At 71.3% G+C, this 17,979-nt stretch carries 19 protein-coding genes; 3 read left to right on the forward strand and 16 right to left on the reverse strand.

Translation table 11 applies throughout. The features are described from left to right. The first annotated feature begins 6 nt into the window (after window positions 1-6). A complete protein-coding gene (locus tag D3230_RS06790; protein WP_202344278.1) occupies window positions 7-723 on the forward strand; it encodes a TetR/AcrR family transcriptional regulator in 717 nt (238 codons plus the stop codon). On the opposite strand, the gene D3230_RS06795 is transcribed toward D3230_RS06790, so the two are convergent. The 6 genes from D3230_RS06795 to D3230_RS06820 form a co-directional block, all read right to left on the reverse strand. Continuing rightward, entirely contained in the window at window positions 724-1,407 is a 684-nt protein-coding gene (locus D3230_RS06795) for a GntR family transcriptional regulator (RefSeq protein WP_202344279.1), read from the reverse strand. 137 nt (window positions 1,408-1,544) lie between these two features. Next, window positions 1,545-2,438: a substrate-binding periplasmic protein gene (locus D3230_RS06800; RefSeq protein ID WP_202344280.1), complete on the reverse strand. Its 894-nt coding sequence runs from the start codon at window positions 2,436-2,438 to the stop codon at window positions 1,545-1,547. A 34-nt stretch (window positions 2,439-2,472) separates the two neighbouring features. Then, window positions 2,473-3,222, reverse strand: a complete 750-nt coding sequence (locus D3230_RS06805; RefSeq protein WP_202344281.1) for an amino acid ABC transporter permease — start codon at window positions 3,220-3,222, stop codon at window positions 2,473-2,475. After that, window positions 3,222-3,860 (reverse strand): amino acid ABC transporter permease, encoded by a 639-nt coding sequence (locus tag D3230_RS06810; protein WP_202344282.1) that lies wholly within the window; start codon window positions 3,858-3,860, stop codon window positions 3,222-3,224. The genes D3230_RS06805 and D3230_RS06810 overlap by 1 nt, the downstream gene beginning before the upstream one ends. Further along, a complete protein-coding gene (locus D3230_RS06815) occupies window positions 3,860-4,630 on the reverse strand; it encodes an amino acid ABC transporter ATP-binding protein (RefSeq protein WP_202344283.1) in 771 nt (256 codons plus the stop codon). Before D3230_RS06815 ends, D3230_RS06810 begins: the two co-directional genes overlap by 1 nt. A gap of 13 nt (window positions 4,631-4,643) precedes the next feature. Continuing rightward, a complete protein-coding gene (locus D3230_RS06820) occupies window positions 4,644-6,371 on the reverse strand; it encodes a dihydroxy-acid dehydratase (protein ID WP_202344284.1) in 1,728 nt (575 codons plus the stop codon). A gap of 183 nt (window positions 6,372-6,554) precedes the next feature. Here D3230_RS06820 and D3230_RS06825 point away from each other — a divergent pair, with 183 nt between their 5' ends. Beyond that, window positions 6,555-7,481, forward strand: coding sequence for an NAD(P)-dependent oxidoreductase (locus D3230_RS06825; RefSeq protein WP_237467121.1), 927 nt, complete (start codon window positions 6,555-6,557; stop codon window positions 7,479-7,481). A 36-nt stretch (window positions 7,482-7,517) separates the two neighbouring features. On the opposite strand, the gene D3230_RS06830 is transcribed toward D3230_RS06825, so the two are convergent. The 4 genes from D3230_RS06830 to D3230_RS06845 form a co-directional block, all read right to left on the reverse strand. Next, the gene (locus D3230_RS06830; protein WP_202344285.1) at window positions 7,518-8,444 is read right to left on the reverse strand and encodes an NAD(P)-dependent oxidoreductase; all 927 of its coding nucleotides are present in this window, start codon (window positions 8,442-8,444) and stop codon (window positions 7,518-7,520) included. Window positions 8,445-8,454: 10 nt separating this feature from the next. After that, on the reverse strand, window positions 8,455-9,237 hold the full coding sequence (locus D3230_RS06835) for an SDR family NAD(P)-dependent oxidoreductase (protein ID WP_202344286.1): 783 nt from the start codon (window positions 9,235-9,237) through the stop codon (window positions 8,455-8,457). A gap of 192 nt (window positions 9,238-9,429) precedes the next feature. Next, a complete protein-coding gene (locus D3230_RS06840) occupies window positions 9,430-11,046 on the reverse strand; it encodes an ABC-F family ATP-binding cassette domain-containing protein (RefSeq protein WP_202344287.1) in 1,617 nt (538 codons plus the stop codon). 639 nt (window positions 11,047-11,685) lie between these two features. Next, a complete protein-coding gene (locus D3230_RS06845) occupies window positions 11,686-12,282 on the reverse strand; it encodes a CGNR zinc finger domain-containing protein (RefSeq protein ID WP_202344288.1) in 597 nt (198 codons plus the stop codon). Between the two features lie 69 nt (window positions 12,283-12,351). Here D3230_RS06845 and D3230_RS06850 point away from each other — a divergent pair, with 69 nt between their 5' ends. After that, window positions 12,352-13,929, forward strand: coding sequence for an FAD-dependent oxidoreductase (locus D3230_RS06850; protein ID WP_202344289.1), 1,578 nt, complete (start codon window positions 12,352-12,354; stop codon window positions 13,927-13,929). Here the strand turns inward: D3230_RS06850 and D3230_RS06855 are convergent. From D3230_RS06855 to paaB, 6 genes are all read right to left on the reverse strand, one after another. Continuing rightward, on the reverse strand, window positions 13,901-14,260 hold the full coding sequence (locus D3230_RS06855) for a PaaI family thioesterase (RefSeq protein WP_202344491.1): 360 nt from the start codon (window positions 14,258-14,260) through the stop codon (window positions 13,901-13,903). The two genes, D3230_RS06850 and D3230_RS06855, sit on opposite strands and share 29 nt — an antisense overlap. A gap of 122 nt (window positions 14,261-14,382) precedes the next feature. Then, on the reverse strand, window positions 14,383-15,180 hold the full coding sequence (locus D3230_RS06860) for an enoyl-CoA hydratase/isomerase family protein (RefSeq protein WP_202344290.1): 798 nt from the start codon (window positions 15,178-15,180) through the stop codon (window positions 14,383-14,385). A 17-nt stretch (window positions 15,181-15,197) separates the two neighbouring features. Continuing rightward, window positions 15,198-16,304: a 1,2-phenylacetyl-CoA epoxidase subunit PaaE gene (paaE, locus tag D3230_RS06865; protein ID WP_202344291.1), complete on the reverse strand. Its 1,107-nt coding sequence runs from the start codon at window positions 16,302-16,304 to the stop codon at window positions 15,198-15,200. A 19-nt stretch (window positions 16,305-16,323) separates the two neighbouring features. Beyond that, complete coding sequence (paaD, locus tag D3230_RS06870) at window positions 16,324-16,833, reverse strand: 1,2-phenylacetyl-CoA epoxidase subunit PaaD (protein WP_202344292.1); 510 nt, start codon at window positions 16,831-16,833, stop codon at window positions 16,324-16,326. Further along, window positions 16,827-17,651 carry a 1,2-phenylacetyl-CoA epoxidase subunit PaaC gene (paaC, locus tag D3230_RS06875; protein ID WP_202344293.1) on the reverse strand — a complete coding sequence of 275 codons (825 nt, stop codon included), beginning with the start codon at window positions 17,649-17,651 and terminating at the stop codon, window positions 16,827-16,829. The genes paaD and paaC overlap by 7 nt, the downstream gene beginning before the upstream one ends. Then, on the reverse strand, window positions 17,648-17,953 hold the full coding sequence (gene paaB, locus D3230_RS06880; protein ID WP_202344294.1) for a 1,2-phenylacetyl-CoA epoxidase subunit PaaB: 306 nt from the start codon (window positions 17,951-17,953) through the stop codon (window positions 17,648-17,650). The genes paaC and paaB overlap by 4 nt, the downstream gene beginning before the upstream one ends. Window positions 17,954-17,979: the final 26 nt, after the last annotated feature.

Here is a 17,979-nt window from a genome sequence, read left to right on the forward strand (position 1 = left end):
AGGGTGATGTCCCCTTTGGTAGATCCCGCGCCCCTGCGCGGCCGTGCACGCGAGGCGCAGAACAACGACGGCGCGATCCTGCGAGCCGCCCGCGAGGTGTTCAGCGAATACGGCTGGGGGGCACCGATGTCCGAGATCGCGGCCCGCGCGAATACCGGTGTCGCGAGTATCTACCGTCGGTACCCGAGTAAGGGGGACCTGGTGAACGCGATCCGGGTGTTCTCGCTCGAACAGATCTGCGCGCTGGCGGAAGACTCCGCGACTGCGGCGCGGGAGGCCGGCACCGCGGAGGGTCCCGCCGGGGCCGGATCGGCCGTCGAACGCTTCCTCCGCCGTCACATCGAGAGCGCCTCGCCCCCGCTGGCGTCCACCTTCGGCCGCTACGTCGAGACGACGCCCGAGATTGATCGACTCGCGGAGCGGCTCCGCCTGGCCCTCGAGGACGTCGTAGCGGTCGATCGCGCACGCGGCACGATCCCCGCGCACTACGGGCCCGCCGACATCATGCTCACGATCACGCACCTGCGCCCCACGCTGTCGGCGTCACCGGAACGCTCGCGCGAGATTCACCTGCGCGAACTCGACTACGTGCTGCACGGGCTGCGCTCGGTCGCGGCGAGCGGGAGCCAGATCTCGGGGACGCCCTCCGATTGGCAGGAATGGCTGCGGCTCAACAGCACCAACGCGGGGCGCTCAGGCGAGGGGCACGCAACCGGGGCGTGACTAGTAGAACGAGCGCAGCAGCGCCTCGTTCGACTCCGTGAGGTGATCCGCCATGGCCCGCTCCGCGCGGGCACCATCGCCCGCGGTGATCGCGTCGAGAATCTCACGGTGCGCCGAGAGCTCCGCCTCAGAGGTGACGTGCGCGGTGGCCTGCGGGAACAGGTAATGCATCCGGGTGGTCTCGTCGAAGTACGTGTGGAGCAGCCGATCCACGCGGTCGTTGCGGGCGAGCGAGGCGATCACCCGGTGAAACTCGGGTGCCGCGGCCAGCCGATCCGCGTGGGCGTTGCGCTCGTCCTCCTGGAACGCGAGCAGCTCCGCCAGTCGCGCCAGCACCTCCGGGGTGTGGCGCTGCGCCGCGAGCGCCGACAGCGGCGGCTCGATGTACAGCCGCAGGGCCATGACGTTCTGGATATCGGTGATTCCCACCGGGCGCACCATGTAGCCGCGGCGCGGGAACACCATCACGAAGTCCTCGGCGAGGAGACGCTGCAATGCCTCGCGCACCGGGGTCTTCGAGACCCGGAACCGGGCGGCCACCTCGGCCTCGCGGATCACGCTCCCGGGGGCCAATTGCGCCGTCACGATCTCGCTGCGCAACTGCTCGAGGACCCGCTGGGTGACGGACACCTCGCCGGTGGTGGGATCTGCGTGCGGGGCTCCCGGCACCATGTCTGCGTCCATTCTTCGTGATCTTACCGGAGTGACCGTGGAGCGACTCCGGGAGTGGGTGACGCGTCGGTGACGCGGCGGCCGCGGGGGCAGCCGCGGCGTCACCGACACGTCGAGGTGCGGGCGCACTGGAGAACGCCCGCACCGGTCTAGCGGCCGTCGACGTACAGCGCGGCGGCCTCGTCGTTGATCTCGTTCTCCTTCAGCACGCGGGCGACGGTGCCGTCGGCCTTCGCGCGCTCGTAGTAGTCGTCGATCGCCTCGGTCATCTTCGTGTTGCCCTTCGTGTGGGGCCAGTTGTTTTCGAGCAGCACGGTGAGCTCGGGATACTTGGCCTCGTCGCCGAGGATCTTCGTGACGTAGTTGTCGTCACGGTCCGTGAAGTTGAAGCCTTGGATGCTCTGCCACGCAACCGCGTCGATGCGGCCGGCCTTCAGATCCTCGAACGCGTTCGAGTCGCTCTGATACTCCTCGACGTTGCCCGCACCGTAGGCGGCCTTCAACGGCTCGACGTAGTACGAGCCGGAAAGCGTCCCGACCCGCTTCCCCTGCAGCGAGTCCACCGTGTCGTAGGCGTTCTCCTTCGCGGAGGTGATGCCGAGCGTCTCGTAGAGGATGCTGCCCTCGGTCTGTGCGAAGACCTCGGCGCGTTCCGGGGTCTTCAGAATCAGCCCGCCGAACATGTCCGACTTCCCCTCGCGCAGGTCGAGCTGCGCGGCCGCGCCGGTCATCGGCTTGAATTTCACCTCGAGGCAATTCTCTGCGGCGAACTCGGGGATGAGCGTCGCGTCGATGCCGGTGAACGGGCCGCTGTCTGAGAGGGCGTGGAACTTGGGTGCCGCGTTCATCGCCGCGACCGTGAGCACGCCCTCCTGGATGGTGGGGAACTCGTGGAGCGGGGTGCACCCCTCCGCCACGGCGCCGCCGGCCTCCGGGGCGGGTGTCTCGGACGAGGCGCAGGACGTCAGCAGGAGCAGCGCTGCTCCCGCCGCCGCAACCGTGGCGAGCGTGGCACGCGAGCGCGTACCGGTCGTGATCTTCATGGGATTCTCCTTTGATGTGAACGAACGGGGAGTCTTACGTGTGTGCGGCGGCGATGTTGACGACGCGCGTGTTGGGGGCGACCGACTCGGCCCGGCCGCGCGGCCCGCCCCGCTTCCGGGGCGGCTTCCGGTGCGCGGTGCTGCCGGTGATGCGCTCGGCCCGGCGATCGGCGAGCACCTCCATCCACGCGAGCAGCGAGGTGATGAGGAGGTAGAGCAGGCCGGCGACGAGCAGTGGTTCGAGGACGCGCAGGTTGGTCATTCCGATCGAGTACGCGGATCCGAGCAGTTCCTTGCCGCCGATGGCATAGGCGAGGGCGGTGCCCTGGAACGTGATGATGACGATGCCGATGAGCGGCGGAACCGCGATGTTCAGCACGTGCGGCACGATGATGCGCAGGGTGATATCCGACTTGGAGAGCGCGAGCGCCTCGGCCGCCTCGATCTGACCCTGGGGTACGCTCGCGATCGACGCGCGGAAGATCTCCGCGGTGTAGGCCGCCGTGGTGAGGCCGAACGCCACCATGATCGAGGCGAAACGATCCAGCGTCACAAAATTCGTGAGCCCGAAGTACACGAGATACAGGGTGAGCAGTGCGGGGAAGCCGCGGAACGTTTCGACGAGCACGATGACGACGATCCGGAGCCACTTGCGCTGGCTGTTGAGGGCGAGGCCCGCGAAGAAGCCGAGCGGAATCCCGACCGCGACGCTCGCGGCGGCCATCAGAATGCTGGTCCCAAGGCCCGGGAGCAGCGCGACGACAAGGCTGAAGAACTCCTGCATCAGTGGGCCACCTTCACAGTGCTGCGGGTCCCGAGGTGCCGGGCCAGGATCCCGATGGGGACGGTAACGAGGAGGTAGACGGCACCGATGGTGAGGAACGACAGCACCGGGTCCGCGCCCACCTGCACCGCGTTGTAGGCGTAGAACACCAGCTCGTTCGCGCCGATGATCGACGCGATGGCCGTGTTCTTGAGGAGGGTGATCGAGTACGCCGCGATCGACGCGAGCATCACGGGGATGGCCTGGGGGAGGACCACCCGGATCAGGGTGTCCCAGCGAGAGAGGCCCACGGACGCCGCGCCCTCCCACTGGCCGCGAGGCACCGAGTCGAGGCCGGCGCGGATGCTGTCACCGATATAGGCCGAGTTGATGATGCCGAGTCCCACGATCGCGGCGAGCACGGGCACTTCGGAGATGATGCCGAGCGAAAGCCCGAAGTAGATGATGATGAGCCAGGCGATCGGCGGGATCCCGCGCGCAATCCAGGCCCAGAACGCGCCGATGGCCTTCGCCACGGGGTTGCCGGATCGCCGCAGCATCGCCACGGGAATCGCGAGCACGAGCGACACCGCGAGCGCGCCGCCCCAGATTTGGAGGGTGATCAGCAACCCCTCGAGGACGTACCGGGGGTCGAGCATCACACGACCCCGTTCAGTGCGTTGACGAAGCGCCGGATCCGCTCGTGCTCGGGATCGTCCAGCAGTTCCTCGGGGGTGCCGAGACCGGCGACGGCACCGTCCGCGATGAACATCACGCGGTCCGCGGCCTCCCGGGCGAACTGGATCTCGTGGGTCACCATGAGCATGGTCATGCCGCCCTCGGCCAGCTCCTTCATGACCTTCAGGACCTCCACCCGCATTTCGGGGTCGATCGCGCTTGTGGGCTCGTCGAACAGGATCACCTCGGGGTCGAGCGCCAGCGATCGCGCGATCGCGACCCGCTGCTGCTGCCCGCCGGAGAGCTGGCTCGGGAGCTTGTGCATGTGCTCGCGCAGGCCCACGCGCTCCAGGAGTTCCTCGGAGCGCGCCGCCGCCTGCGTCTTGTCGCGGCCGAGCACCCGGCGCTGGGCCAGGCTGACGTTCTCGAGGGCCGTGTGCGTCGCGAACAGGTTGAAGGACTGGAACACCATGCCCACGCGCTTGCGGAGCTCGCGAACGGACGCGACCGGGGTGCGGCGGTCCGCGTCGAACACGCGCTCGCCCCCGAGGTCGATGGTGCCGGCATCCGGCACTTCGAGGGCGTTCAGGCAGCGGATGAACGTGCTCTTGCCGGAACCACTCGGCCCGATGATCGCGATGTGCTCACCCTTGCGGACGTCGACACTGATGCCGCGCAGGATCTCCTTGTCGCCGTAACTCTTTCGGATGCCGTGCGCCGAGAGCGCGAGTGTGGGGTCGGTGATCGTCATGTGCGTCACTTCCTTAGTGTCGTGCGGGCAGGGGCGCGGCGCCGGGGGCTCCCGGGTCGCGGAGGAAATCGAAATCGCAGCCGTACTCGGGCTGCAGCACGTGGCGCACGTGCAGGCTCGCGAATCCGCGGGCCGGACCGGCGGCGGATCGGAACGGCTCGCGGAGCGCAAATGCTTCGGGGTCCACGAGGTGGTCGAGGGTGCCGGCCTCGGGGTCGAGGACGATCTCGTCGCCGTCCCGCAGGTACGCGAGGGGGCCGCCGACCGCCGCCTCGGGCGAGACGTGGAGGGCAACCATGCCGGTCGAGGTGCCGCTCATGCGGGCGTCTGAGATCCGGACCATGTCGGTGACGCCCTGCCGGTGGAGCTTCGCGGGGATCGGGATGTGGCCCACCTCGGGCATCCCGGGGGCGCCGACGGCCCCGAGGCCGCGGAGCACGAGGATGCTGTCCGCATCCACCTCGAGTGCCGGATCGTCGATGCGGGCGTTCAGGTCGTCGAGTCCGTCGAACACGACCGCTCGGCCGCGGTGTGGCTGCGTCGCTCCGGCACCGGCACCGGCCGTCTTCAGGATCGCGCCGCCCGGGGCGAGATTGCCGCGAAGCACGACCAGCGCGCCGCGCTCGGCGAGCGGGGTGGCGCGCTCCGCGATGGCGGGGCTCGGATCCGGCCTCGCGGCGCCGAGCACCTCGCCCCAGCTCGTGCCGAGCGCGGTGCGTTCGTCGAGGTGCAGCAGGTCCGACATCCGGGCGAGCACGCTGGGCACGCCGCCGGCCGCCTCGATCGCCGGGAGCGTCTCGGTGCCGCCCGGACGAACGTTTGCGAGGTAGGGGGTGGTGCGCGACCACTCCTGGAAGTTGTCGAGGCCAATCATGTGGCCCGCGCGCCCCGCAATGGCTTCGAGGTGGATCACCGAGTTGGTGGATCCGCCGAGCGCGGTGACCGTGCGGAACGCGTTCTCGAGCGAGGCGAGGGTCACGAGGTCCCGGGGGGCGGTGCCGCGCTTGACCGCTGCGACGGCTTCGACGCCGGTGCGGTAGGCGATCTCGCGACGGGTGGCGCTCGTGGACTCGGCGAACGCGCTGCCGGGCAGCGCGAAGCCGAGCAGCTCGGCGATGGCCGCCATGGTGCTCGCCGTGCCCATCACGTTGCAGGTGCCGACGTCGGCGTTGAGATTGCCCTCGAACTCGAGCCATTCGGCGTCGTCGACCTCGCCGACGCGGCGGCGATCGCACATGGGCCACGCGTCGTCGACGGTGAGCGAGGTGTTGTCGCGGTGGCAGGACACCGGCCGGGGTCCGGCGGTGACCATCGTGGCGGGCTTGCCCGCGCTGATCGCGCCCATCAGCTGCGCGGGGACGGTCTTGTCGCAGCCGCCCATGAGGACCACGCCGTCGATGGGGGAGACGGTGATCATCTCCTCGACGTCGATCGACATGAGGTTGCGGAGGTAGAGGCTCGTGGGCCGAGTGAACGGCTCGGAGATCGAGATGGTGGGGAACTCAAGGGGGAGGCCGCCCGCGTCGCGGACGCCGCGCTTGACCTCCTTGACGAGATACGCGAGGCCCTTGTTGCAGGGGTTCAGGTCCGATGCGCTGTTTGCGATGCCGATGACGGGGGTGAGACGCACCTCTTCGGCGCTGGCGCCCCCGCCGCGGAGAAATGCACGGTGCATGAGCCCGTCCTGGCCCTCGTCGCCGAACAGCGCTCCGCCCGACCCCGTGATGCCCCGTTGCGACATGAATCTCCTCGGCTTTCTCCGACTGCTCTGTCGGACATATAGGAATCTAGCACCAACAAAATCTCTTGAAGCACATTTCAGATATGTTTGTGATATATCAGTTGCGTCCCTACGCTGGGGGCGGGCCGCGCCGCCGCGCCGTGCCCCCAGCCCTTCCCAATCACTGAGCGAAAAGGACCCAGCATGAACAGCACAGCGGTGTGCATTCACCTCATCGGAGACCCCTACCCCGAGCTGATGGCCGAGATTGCGGCCTCCGGCGCGTCGCTCGTCGATGATCCCGCCGAGGCGCGCGGCATCGTGGTGAGCTATGGGGGTCGCCCGCAGCAGCTCGCGGAGCTCCTGGCCGCCCACTCGGGGATCGAGTGGGTGCAGTTGCCGAGCGCGGGGATCGAGATGTTCGCCGCCGCACTCGCCGCGCACCCGGGCATCCGCTGGACCAGCGCCAAGGGCGCCTACGCGCTCCCCGTCGCCGAGCACGCCCTGGCCCTCACGCTGGCGCTGCTGCGCGAGCTGCCCGAGCGGGTGCGCGCCACCAGCTGGGCCCCCGCGACCGGCACCTCCCTGCACGGGCTGCGCGTGGTCGTCGTCGGGGCCGGCGGTGTGGCGCAGGAGATCGTGCGTCTCGTGAAGTGCTTCCGCACCGACGTCACCGTGGTGCGCCGCCGCGCAGAGCCCGTGCCGGGGGCGAATCGGACCGTCACGGATGCCGAGCTCGCCGCGCTGCTGCCCGACACCGACGTGCTGGTCCTCGCCGCCGCAGCGACCCCGGAGACGCGCGGGATCGTGGGCGCGGCGGTGCTCGACGCGTTGCCCGCCCACGCGATCGTCGTGAACATTGCTCGGGGTGCGCTCGTGGACACGGACGCGCTCGTGACCGCGCTCGCCACGGGCCGGATCGCCGGGGCGGCGCTCGACGTGACCGATCCCGAGCCGCTCCCCGACGGCCATCCGCTGTGGCGCGAACCGCGGGCGCTCATTACCCCGCACGCCGCGGACACCATCGAGATGATTCGCCCGCTGTACGCCGCGCGGGTGCGCGAGAACCTCACGCGATTCCGCGCGGGGGATGCCCTCGACGGGGTGGTCGATCCGGCCGCGGGGTACTAGCGGGGGCGCGCGGGGCGGCGTACGCCCCGCGCCGGCCTACGCGGGCGCGCCGAGGCCGGCCAACGCGGCCAGGTCTCGGTCGCCCCAGCCCAGCTCACGGGCCTGCGCGAAGCGATCCGCGGCCCGATCGAACACCGGTACGGCCACGCCCGCGGCGGCGGCGACCTCGCGCAGGAGGCGCTGGGCCTCCGCCAGCCCGCCGATGGTGGCATCGGACGGTGCCGTGAAGTCGCCCGCGAAAGCGAGCGGCAGTGCGCGCTCCAGCATGGCGCTCTGCGCCCAGCCGCCCGCCAACACCCGGGTCGCGGCCGCCGGGTCGATGCCGAGGCTTTGCACGACATTCGCCGCCTCGGTGGCGACGGCGACGTGGGTGCTCACGAGCATCTGATTGACGAGTTTCAGCGCCAGCCCGCTCCCGACCGGGCCGAGCCACTCCACGACGCGGGCGTACGGGGCGACGGCCTCCCGGAACCGCGCTTCGGCCGCGGCCGGGCCGCCGGCCATGACCGCCAGCGCGCCCGCCTCAGCGGCCACCGCCCCGCCGCTCACGGGCGCGTCGACAAACAGGATCCCGCGATCCGCCGCGGCGTCGGCGATCTCATGAGCGAGCGCGGGATCGAAGGTCCCGTGCTCCACGATCAGGGTGCCCGGCCGGGCCGCAGCCACGATGCCGTTCGGGCCGAGGTACACCTGCCGCGTGACGTCGGTGCTGAGCAGGCAGCTGAGCACCACGTCGGAGCTCGCCGCGAGCTCCGCGGCGCTCGCGGCGCGTGTGGCGCCGCGAGCCACAAACGGCTCGGTGCGGGACGCCGTGCGGTTCCACACCTGCAGCGCGTGACCGGCGTCGATGAGGCGATGCGCCATCGGGCCGCCCATCGCGCCAAGTCCCAGGTACCCGATGCTCGGGGCCGGGCCGTCCCCTGCCACGGGAGCGTGCGAGGTCTGCGAAGTCTGCGAAGTCATGCCGTGTCTCCTAGACGAGTCGTTGGCCGCCGTCGACCGGGAGCACCGCTCCGGTGACGTAGTCGGTGTCGATGAGGGCGAGGCACGCCCGCGCGATATCGTCCGGGGTGCCCGATCGCGCGAGCGGGGCGCGCTCGATGACCTGTGTGCGGATCGCGTCCCAGCCGAGGGTGCGCTCGGTGTCGACAAGTCCGGGGGCGATCGCGTTCACGCGCACCTCCGGCCCCAGCGCGACCGCGAGCAGCCGGGTGAGGTGTTCGAGGCCCGCCTTACTGACCGCGTAGGGGATCGAGCTGCCGCTGACCGTCGTCGCGGCCATCGACGTCATGTTGATCACGCTGCCCGCCCCGCTCCGGGCGAGGTCCGCGGCGCACGCCTGGATCAGGTACCACGGGCCCGCGAGGTTGACGCCGAGCATGCGCGTGAAGAAGTCGGGGCTGACCGCGTCCAGATCCGCGTGGGGCACGGGGATGCCGATCCCCGCGTTGTTGACGAGCACGTCGATCCGTCCGAAGGCGTCCCGCGCGGCCTCGGCAACGGCAGCGGCCTGCGCGGGGTCCGAGAGGTCGGCGTCGACGTAGCGCGCATCGCGCAGCTCGGCCGCGAGCGCTGCGCCGGCCTCGGCCGTGCCCGCGCCGTGCGCGAGGATCCGGTAGCCGCGCGCATCGAGGTGACGCGCGATCGCCTGGCCGATGCCCCCGGTCGCCCCGGTCACAATCGCGACCGGGGCATCGGGGGACACGGCCGTGGCCGGGGCGTGCGGGGGATCTGTGGGGTGCTGGGGGCCGGCCATGGGTCCTCGATCTGTGTGGGTGCCGCGGAGGTCCCGCTCCGGGTCTCCGGCGCCGCGTGGCGCGGCCCGCGTGCTCACTCAGCACCCGGCGCGCACCCGTGCGCTCGCCTCCACCCTAGTCACATATGTACCAGCACTTGATTGATATACCTACTGAATATCACACCGGTCCACCGGGCCCCGGGGTTCGCATCACACCCGGGCCTCCTCCCACTCCCGGATCTGCCGCATCGCGCCGTGCGCGTCGAGCTCGAGGATGGTGTCGACCCCGAGACGCCGGAGGAACGGAACGTCGTGGCTCACCACGAGCAGCGCGCCGCGATACGCGTCGAGCGCCTCGGCGAGTTGCTCGACGCTCGCCAGGTCCAGGTTGTTGGTGGGTTCGTCGAGCACGAGGAGCTGGGCCGGGGGATCGGCGAGAAGCAGCCGAGCGAGCGAGACGCGGAAGCGTTCGCCGCCGGAAAGGGTCCAGACCGGGCGGTCGGCGGCGTCCCCGCGGAGGAGGAGCCTGGCCAGCTGATTGCGAACGGTGCCGTCCGTGCTCCCGGGCGCGACGGCGCGCACGTTCGCGATCGCGCTCGCGTCCTCGTCGAGGCCGTCCAGCCGCTGCGGCAGAAACCCGACACGATCCGTGAGGAGCCTGCCGTGGGGGCGGCCGGGTCCCGGTGCCGCGCCCGCGAGGAGCTGCGCGAGGAGCGTGGACTTGCCCGAGCCGTTCGGCCCGATCAGCGCGACCCGCTCCGGCCCCTGCACCACGATGGTGCGGTCACCCGCGGTGAGCTCCGCGATGCGACGGCCCCGGGCCACCACGGGATCCGGCAGCACCAGATTGATGTGTTTCGTGACCCGGACGCGCGCATCGGCCGCGTCGACGGCCGCCTGCGCCGCCTCGACTTTGTCGTCGAGCGTGCCGCGGAGCGCGCCCGCCGAAGCCTGCGCCTTGCTTGCCCGGTTCCCCGCGAGAATCTTCGGGATGCCGCCGTCCCGCTGGGTTTTTGCGGCGGTCCGTTCGCGTCGCGCGAGTTTCGTCTCGGCCTCGACCCGCTGCCGCTTCTCGACCTTCAGGGCCTGCTGGGCAGCTTTGGCGGCCTGAGCCGCGGCCGCGGCCTCCTGCTCCCGGTGCGCCTCCCACGCGCTGAACGGTCCGCCAAACGAGGTCAGCGATCCGGCGAAGATCTCGGCGGTGTGGTCCATGCGCTCCAGGAGTTCGCGGTCGTGGCTGACCACGACGAGGGTGCCGGGCCACTCGTCCACGAGGCCCGCGAGGCGAGCCCGCGTGGGCCGGTCGAGGTTGTTCGTGGGCTCGTCGAGCAGGGTGATGGCGGTGCGCCGCAGGTGCAGGCCCGTGATCGCCACGAGCATCGCCTCGCCCCCCGAGAGCTCGGAGACGCGGCGGTCCAGCGAGGTGCCGGTGAAGCCGATCTGTGCGAGCGCCTCGGCCGCCCGGGACTCGATGTCCCAGTCGTCGCCGATGGTGTCGAAATGCTGCTGGGCGACGTCCCCGGATTCGATGGCGCGCAGCGCGGCGAGTGTGCGGTCGATGCCGAGCAGTTCCGCGACGGTGGCCTCGGCCCGCAGCGTGAGATCCTGCGGGAGTGTGCCGGCGTCGCCGGACACGTCGATGCGCCCGGAGGTGGGGGTGAGCTCGCCCGAGATCAGGCGCAGCAGCGTGGATTTGCCCGCGCCGTTGTCCCCGACGAGGCCGGTGCGGCCCGTGGCGAAGGTCCCCGAGATGCGGTCGAGGGCGAGCGTGCCGTCGGGCCACTCGTAACTGAGCTCGTGCAGTGTGATGGCGGAGTGTGAAGACATGAAGCCTGCTTTCTTGGTGCGTCGAGCGCGCGTTCGCCGCGTGGGCCGGTGCGACGGGGCCCGCGGCCCGCGGCGCACGCCGTGCGTGCGCCGCCCCGGAGCCCGCGGCGCACGCTGCGCGTGCGTCCGGGCCCGCCGGCGAGGTGCGCGGAACCGCCCGAGTGCGGGCGCGCTCGATGTCGCGAAGGGTGATGGTGGGAGGCGGTGGCGGCTCGCCCGCGATCAACGCCCGATGGGGCGGATTCGTGCGGAAGGAGGAGCTCAGACGCGCGCGTCAGCGATGCTGTGCGCGTGTGCCACCGGCGTGCGGCGGCTAGCTGCCATCCACCTCAATCAGATCCATGGCGCTCAGTCTACCAGGCGCGCTCCCGCGCATGGTTCCCGCCCAGGCTGGCCCGGCCCCCCGGGCCCCCGGGCCCCCGGGCCCCCCGGCCCCCGGGCCCCCGGGCCCCCGGGCCCCGGGGGGCCGGGCCAGCTTGGGGCCCCGGGACGCGCGCCGACAACGCAGCTGAGCACCTGTCGTGCGGCGACAAGGTGCGTTTCCGGGTTCTCGACGGGTGTTCGGCGGGGGAAGGGGGGGGCAAGGGGAGAAGGGGGGAAGGGGAAAGGGGAAGGGGAGGCAGCGGAAGAGAGGGGGGGCTAGCCTGCGGTGCTGAGGCGGTGTGCGGCGACGCGGGTGCGGGTGGCGCAGCTCGGGGAGCAGAAGCGCTGCGGGGCGCGGCGACCCTCATCGAGGAACACCTGGTCGCAGCGGGCTGCGGCACAGCGGCCCCACGCGGGGCGGCCCCGTTCCGCAAACCAGTCAGCGAGTGCCGCCGCGGCGAGCGTCCCGTACACGGTGGCCGCCGGGGCGTCGTTCGGCAGCGACGGGCGGGTCGCCCATCGACCGTCCGGAAGCTGCACCAGCTCGGGCGGGCATCCCGCGGCAGCGAGGGCGGCGTTCAGGGTGCGGGCCGCGGCGTGGGGCGCCGTCTCGGAGAACAGCGCCCGGATCTCGGCGACCGCATCGTGGAGCGCCGGGCCGTGCGTCACGGCCGCGCCGAGGCCGGGGTCACCGTGCTCCGCGCACAGCGTCGCCCACCGCTCGGCCGTCCGCGCGGCATCGTGATCCTGCCAGGGTTCGTTCGTGACCGCGACGATGAAACGGAGCCCCAGGGGCCGCGCGTGCTCGGCGGCGCCGGACGCCCTCCCGGCGGGGGCGGGTCGAGTGGCGGGGCTTGCGTTGTGCGTGGTCATGCACCTAGTGTAACGCTGTTACGAGTTTTAGGCGTTACTCTGTGGAGGCGCTACAGATGAGGGGTGGGAATGACTGAATCGATGAGCGGACGCGATGCCGCGCCCGCGGGAGGCACCGCGGGACTCGACGTGGTCATCGTCGGGGCCGGGCCCATCGGGCTGACCCTCGCGCTGCTGCTGCGGGCGCACGGGCGCAGCGTCGTTGTCCTGGAGCGGCACCCGGGCCTCTCCACGCATCCCAAAGCGCGAGGCATCTCCGCGCGCTCCATGGAAACCTTCCGCGGCCTGGGGCTGGAACCTCAGGTTCGCGCGGCCGGACTTCCGCCGGAGCACGTCCGTTTCTCGCGCGGGGACTCACTCGCGGACCCGGCGAGCACGGTGAGCGCGGTGCCCGACACCCAGCACTCCGCGCACACGCCGAGCCCGGGCGTGCTCTGCGCACAAGACGCCCTGGAACGCGTGCTGTTCGACGCCGCCCGCGCGGCCGGCATCGAGATCCGCTTCGACGCCCGAGTCACGGGCGTGACGCAGGAGCAGGACGGGGTGGCGGTGGCGGTGGCACACGCCTCGGGGTCAGCCACCGAGCTCTCCGGCACCTCGGTGCGCGCCCGCTACGTGGTGGGCTGTGACGGTGCGGGGAGCACCGTCCGCCGTGCCGCGGGGATCCCCCTCCAGGGCGAGCGCGACCTGGCGCGGTTCCTGTCGATCCGCTTCCGGGCGGAGCTCGGGGAGACTGTCCGCGGGCGAGAAGCCGCCTCGTATTTCTTGACGGGTGGACGGGGCGGCTTCCTCGCGATCGACAACGACACCCGGTGGGTGTACCAGTACCCGTTGCCCGAGGGCGACGACGGCACCGCGCTCCGGACAGACCCGGCAGCGCTGACCGCGCTGGTGCGCGCGGCCGCGGGGCTCCCGGAGCTCGCGGTCCAGGTGCAGGACACGATGGTGTGGCGCATGGACGCGCGGATCGCGGACCGCTACCGCGCCGGCCGGATCCTGCTCGCCGGGGATGCCGCCCACCAGACCCCGCCGACCGGTGGCCACGGCATGAACGTGGGAATCGGCGACGCCGAGACCCTCGCCTGGCAACTCGCGGCCGTGCTGCGCGGCGAGGCGGACGACGCGTTGCTGGACCAGTACACGGCGGAGCGCCGGCCCGTCGGCGCGGAGGTCATCGCGATCTCCTCGGGCAACTACGGGGCGCGGTACGGCATCGACGATGAGCTGCTGTTGGGGACGCACCTCGGAGCGACCCCGCCCCTGCGCGGCGATCCGTATGCGCCGTCCGGGGCGGTCGGCCGGCGACTCCCGCACGTCGCCCTCGCCGACGATCCGGCCGCCGAGTCGACGCTTGACCTGGTGCAACGCCGCTGGCTCGTGCTGATCGAACGTCCCGACCCCGCCTGGGACGCAGCCGCGGTGGCCCTCGGTCCCGCGGCCGTGCCCGTCGTTGCGGTCACGAGCGGCGCGCGGCGGGAAGCGGTGCCGGGATCCTTCGCCTCCCGCGCCAGCCTTGCCCCCGGCGAGGGGCTGCTGGTCCGCCCGGACGGCCACATCGCGGCGCGCCTCGCGGGCCCCGCGGATCTCGCGCAGGCGCGTGCCCAGGGGCCCGCTCCGCTCAGGACGCGTGCGCGGGCATGTCCTTGATGAGGTTCGTGATGCGCATCGTGCAGCAGCGCTTGCCGTCCTCATCGGTCACGACGATCTCGTGCACGGTGAGGGTGCGGCCCAGGTGCACGGGCGTGCACACGCCGGTGACGTATCCCCGGGTCGCTGAGCGCGTGTGCGTCGCGTTGATGTCGACGCCGACCGCGAGCCGACCGGGCCCCGCGTGCAGGTTCGCCGCCATCGAGCCGAGCGATTCACCGAGCACCACGTAGGCACCGCCGTGCATGAACCCGACCGTCTGCCGGTTGCCCACGACGGGCATCCGGCCCACGGTGCGCTCCACGGAGTACTCCGTGAACTCGATGCCCATCAGCTCGACGAGCTCGCCCGCGCCGTTCGAGGCGACCCAGTTGTCCGCGTCGGGGTGCGCGGTGGCGGGGAGCTGCGGGTCCGCCGCCTGCGTGTGCACTTGCGCGTCCGCGGCCGCGCCACTCACGCGCCGGCTCCGGCCGCGCCGCCGGTAAACACGGGGGGCCGCTTCTCCTGGAACGCGGCGAAGCCCTCGCGGTAGTCGTCGGTGTCGCAGAGCGCGGCCTGCGCCCGGTTCTCCGCCGACATGGCGGTCCAGAGTCCGACCCGCTCGTCGCGCAGCTGACGCACGAGCGTCTTCGAGGCGAGGAACGCCTGCGTGGCACCCGTCGCCGCGGTGGCGGCGGCGGCGCGCGTGGCGTCCAGCGCCTCCTCGTCGGGGAATGCCTGCGAGAACAGGCCCGCGGCCACGGCCTCCGCGCCGCTCATGAGCCGGCCCGTGTAGATCAGGTCGAGGGTGCGGTGCGCGCCGAGCCGCTCGAAGAACAGGGCGTGACCGCCCGAGTCGAGGGTGGCCCCGAGCTTCGCGAACGGGCTGCCGATCTTGGCGGTGTCGGCCACGTAGACCACGTCGGTCGCGATGAGCAGGCCGAGCCCCACCCCGAGGCACGCGCCGTGAGAGAGCGCGAAGGTGGGTGCGGGGAACGCGCTCATCTGCTCGAGCAGCGGCTGCACAAGGCCGTCGAGGTACCCGAGCACGTCGTCCTCGCGGGGATCGACGCCGGAGATGTCGCGGCCCGCGCAGAACGCGCGACCCTCGCCGCGCAGCACGAGCGCGCGCACGCCGGCGTCGGCGGCCGCCGAGTAGGCGTCGGAAAGCTCCCGCAGCATGTCGGGCCCGAGCGAGTTGAGGCGGGAGGGCGCGTTCAGCGTGATCTCCGCGACCCCGTCGGCAATGGTGAGCAGAACGTCTGGTGCCATAACTGACTCTCTCTCGATCACGCGTCGTAGTCGACGACGAGGCGCTCGGACTGGGGATGCGACTGGCAGGTGAGCACGTAGCCGCGCTCGATCTCGTCGGCCTCGAGGGCGTAGTTCTCGGTCATCGAGACCGAGCCCTCGATGACGCGAGCCCGGCAAGTGCCGCACACGCCGCCCGCGCAGGCGAACGGCACGTCGGGTCGCACGCGCAGGGCGGCGTTGAGCACCGTCTCGTTCGCGGCGACCGGGCTCTCGACCGAGGCGGAGGTCCCGTCCAGCGTGAAGTCGATGGTGATGGTCTTCTCGCCGCTGCGGACCTCGACGGGCCGCGCGCGGGGCGTCTCCCCGGGCTCGCCGGTGGTGAACAGCTCGAAGCGCACCCGGGAGGACTCGACCTCGTTCTCGGCGAGCAGGTCGCGGCACAGCTGCACCAGCTCGAACGGCCCGCACAGCACCCACTCGTCGGTCATGGTGACGGGGATCACGGACTTCAGGATGGTGCGGAGGCGCTCCTCGTCGAGGCGGCCCGACAGGATCGGGGCCGAGCGCTGCTCGCGGGAGAGGACGTGGTGCAGGGCGAAGCGCTGCGGGAAGCGATCCTTCAGGTCCGCGAGCTCCTCGACGAACATGACGTCCGTGGTGGAGCGGTTCGTGAAGAGCAGATCGAAGCGTGAGGTGTCGCTCTGTTCGAGGACGCGGTGCGCCATGGTGATGATCGGCGTGATGCCGGATCCCGCGGCGATCCCGACGACGTGGCGACCGGCAAGCTCGTCGAGGTTCGAGGTGAAGGCACCCTGCGGGGTCATGACCTGGAGGGTGTCGCCGACCTGCAGTTCGTCGTTCACCCAGCCCGAGAAGACGCCGCCGAAGTCGCGCTTCACGGCGACCGAGATCCGGCCGTCGGCGGGCGGGCGGCAGATCGAGTAGGAGCGGCGCAGATCCTCGCCGTCGATGGTGGTGCGGAGCGCGAGGTGCTGCCCGGCAAGGTACCGGTAGTCGTCGGCGAGATGATCGGGCACCTCAAAGGTGACCTCCACGCTCGAGTCGGTGAGCGGACGGAGCTCGGCAACGCGCAGTTCGTGGAACGTCGCGCGCTTCTTTGCGCCGAGGTTAATGGCGGCCATGGGGGTCCTTTCGGCAGACCTAGTGCGTCTTGAAGTAGTCGAAGGGTTCGAGGCAGGCGAGGCACTCGTAGTGCGACTTGCAGGCGGTCGACCCGAAGCGGGCGACCTCGCGGGTGCGGATCGAGTGGCAGCGCGGGCACTTGACCCCGAGCTGGATCCGGACCGGCCCGGTGCCGAGCGCCGAACGCGGGTGGGGCGCGGCGATCCCGTACTCCTCAAGCTTGCGCTTGCCGGCCTCGCTCATCCAGTCGGTGGTCCATGCGGGGGAGAGCGTGGTGGTCACGTTGACCTCCGCGTAGCCCGCCTCGTGGAGGCGCGCGGTGACGTCGTCCCGCATCTGGTCGATCGCGGGGCAGCCGGAGTACGTCGGGGTGAGCACCACGTCCGCGCCGCGTTCCGTCACCGTGACGTCGCGCAGCACCCCGAGATCCTCGATCGTGAGGACCGGGACCTCGGGATCCGGCACCTGTGCGGCGATGTCCCAGACGCGCGCCGCGGCGGGTTCTGAGGGGCGCAGCTCGGTTACCATGACGCACCCGGGTGTCGGCGGGCGAGCCACTGGAGCTCGGCGAGGATGTAGCCCATGCGGGTGCTGTGCACCCCGGAGCGGCCGCGGGCCCTGGCGGGCTGCACTTGCGGGATCTCGAGTTCGGCCTCGCCGAAGACCGTCGCGACGGCGCGGTCAAATCCGGCGCGCAGCTCCGAGGGGCGCGGCGCGATCCCCGCGAGCCTGTCGTTCAGCGGCTCGTCGGTGAACAGCTCTTCGACAAACGGCCAGGCGCGCGTGAACCCCGCGATGATCCGCTCGCGCGATTCCTCTGTGCCGCCCGCGAGGTGCAGCACCCACTGGGCCGCGTGGTCCAGGTGGTAGGTGACTTCGCGCTCGGCCTTGCCCGCGATCGCCTGCAGCGTCGCGTCATCGCTCGTGAGCAGGGCGCGGTAGAGCTGGATCTGGTACGCGGAGAACAGGAACAGGCGCGCGATGGTGTCGCCGAAGCCGCCGTTCGGCTGCTCCACGAGCCAGCTGCTGCGGAACTCGGGCTCGTCGCGCCAGTAGGCGAGATCGTCCTCGGAGCGGCCGGTGGCGGTGCCGGCGTAGTGGAGCAGCGCGCGGGCGTGGCCGAGCAGGTCGAGCGTGATGTTCGACAGCGCGAGGTCTTCCTCGAGCTCGGGGGCGCGGGAGATCCACCAGGCGAGCTGCTGGGACAGGATCAGCGAGTCGTCGCCGAGCCACATCGCGTATTCTGCGACGTCGGGCGTGGCCGTCTCGCCGGTGCCCGGGAGCTCGTCGGCGAGGCGAAGCTCGTCGACGGTGACGTCACCGTGGGTGTCGAGGTCGTGGCTCACAGGTGCTTCACCCCCTCAGCGAGGGAGTAGTAGACGGCGTGGCGGTAGTTCTTGCCCGCCGGCGACTCGAAGTACGCGCCCTTGGAGTCGGGGTCGCTCGTGGTGATGGCCGCGGCGGGCACCACCCAGATCGACACGCCCTCGTTGCGGCGCGTGTACAGATCGCGCGCGTTCCGCAGCGCCATCGCCTCGTCCGGGGCGTGCAACGATCCGGCGTGGACGTGGCTCAGGCCGCGGTTCGCGCGGATGAATACCTCCCACAGGGGCCATGCCTCAGTGCCGAGTTCTCCGGGTGTGGACATCTTCGTCTCCTTGTTCCTGCTGGTCT

Origin of the sequence: Leucobacter chromiireducens subsp. solipictus (genome assembly GCF_016758195.1) — a bacterium.
Classification (GTDB): Bacteria; Actinomycetota; Actinomycetes; order Actinomycetales; family Microbacteriaceae; genus Leucobacter; species Leucobacter solipictus.

What these genes read in the sequence shown, in the direction of transcription:
- D3230_RS06790 (WP_202344278.1), top strand. Translation starts at nt 7, where the DNA reads ATGTCCCCTTTGGTAGATCCCGCGCCCCTGCGCGGCCGTGCACGCGAG.
- D3230_RS06795 (WP_202344279.1), bottom strand. Translation starts at nt 1,407, where the DNA reads ATGGACGCAGACATGGTGCCGGGAGCCCCGCACGCAGATCCCACCACC.
- D3230_RS06800 (WP_202344280.1), bottom strand. Translation starts at nt 2,438, where the DNA reads ATGAAGATCACGACCGGTACGCGCTCGCGTGCCACGCTCGCCACGGTT.
- D3230_RS06805 (WP_202344281.1), bottom strand. Translation starts at nt 3,222, where the DNA reads ATGCAGGAGTTCTTCAGCCTTGTCGTCGCGCTGCTCCCGGGCCTTGGG.
- D3230_RS06810 (WP_202344282.1), bottom strand. Translation starts at nt 3,860, where the DNA reads ATGCTCGACCCCCGGTACGTCCTCGAGGGGTTGCTGATCACCCTCCAA.
- D3230_RS06815 (WP_202344283.1), bottom strand. Translation starts at nt 4,630, where the DNA reads ATGACGATCACCGACCCCACACTCGCGCTCTCGGCGCACGGCATCCGA.
- D3230_RS06820 (WP_202344284.1), bottom strand. Translation starts at nt 6,371, where the DNA reads ATGTCGCAACGGGGCATCACGGGGTCGGGCGGAGCGCTGTTCGGCGAC.
- D3230_RS06825 (WP_237467121.1), top strand. Translation starts at nt 6,555, where the DNA reads ATGAACAGCACAGCGGTGTGCATTCACCTCATCGGAGACCCCTACCCC.
- D3230_RS06830 (WP_202344285.1), bottom strand. Translation starts at nt 8,444, where the DNA reads ATGACTTCGCAGACTTCGCAGACCTCGCACGCTCCCGTGGCAGGGGAC.
- D3230_RS06835 (WP_202344286.1), bottom strand. Translation starts at nt 9,237, where the DNA reads ATGGCCGGCCCCCAGCACCCCACAGATCCCCCGCACGCCCCGGCCACG.
- D3230_RS06840 (WP_202344287.1), bottom strand. Translation starts at nt 11,046, where the DNA reads ATGTCTTCACACTCCGCCATCACACTGCACGAGCTCAGTTACGAGTGG.
- D3230_RS06845 (WP_202344288.1), bottom strand. Translation starts at nt 12,282, where the DNA reads ATGACCACGCACAACGCAAGCCCCGCCACTCGACCCGCCCCCGCCGGG.
- D3230_RS06850 (WP_202344289.1), top strand. Translation starts at nt 12,352, where the DNA reads ATGACTGAATCGATGAGCGGACGCGATGCCGCGCCCGCGGGAGGCACC.
- D3230_RS06855 (WP_202344491.1), bottom strand. Translation starts at nt 14,260, where the DNA reads ATGGGCATCGAGTTCACGGAGTACTCCGTGGAGCGCACCGTGGGCCGG.
- D3230_RS06860 (WP_202344290.1), bottom strand. Translation starts at nt 15,180, where the DNA reads ATGGCACCAGACGTTCTGCTCACCATTGCCGACGGGGTCGCGGAGATC.
- paaE (WP_202344291.1), bottom strand. Translation starts at nt 16,304, where the DNA reads ATGGCCGCCATTAACCTCGGCGCAAAGAAGCGCGCGACGTTCCACGAA.
- paaD (WP_202344292.1), bottom strand. Translation starts at nt 16,833, where the DNA reads ATGGTAACCGAGCTGCGCCCCTCAGAACCCGCCGCGGCGCGCGTCTGG.
- paaB (WP_202344294.1), bottom strand. Translation starts at nt 17,953, where the DNA reads ATGTCCACACCCGGAGAACTCGGCACTGAGGCATGGCCCCTGTGGGAG.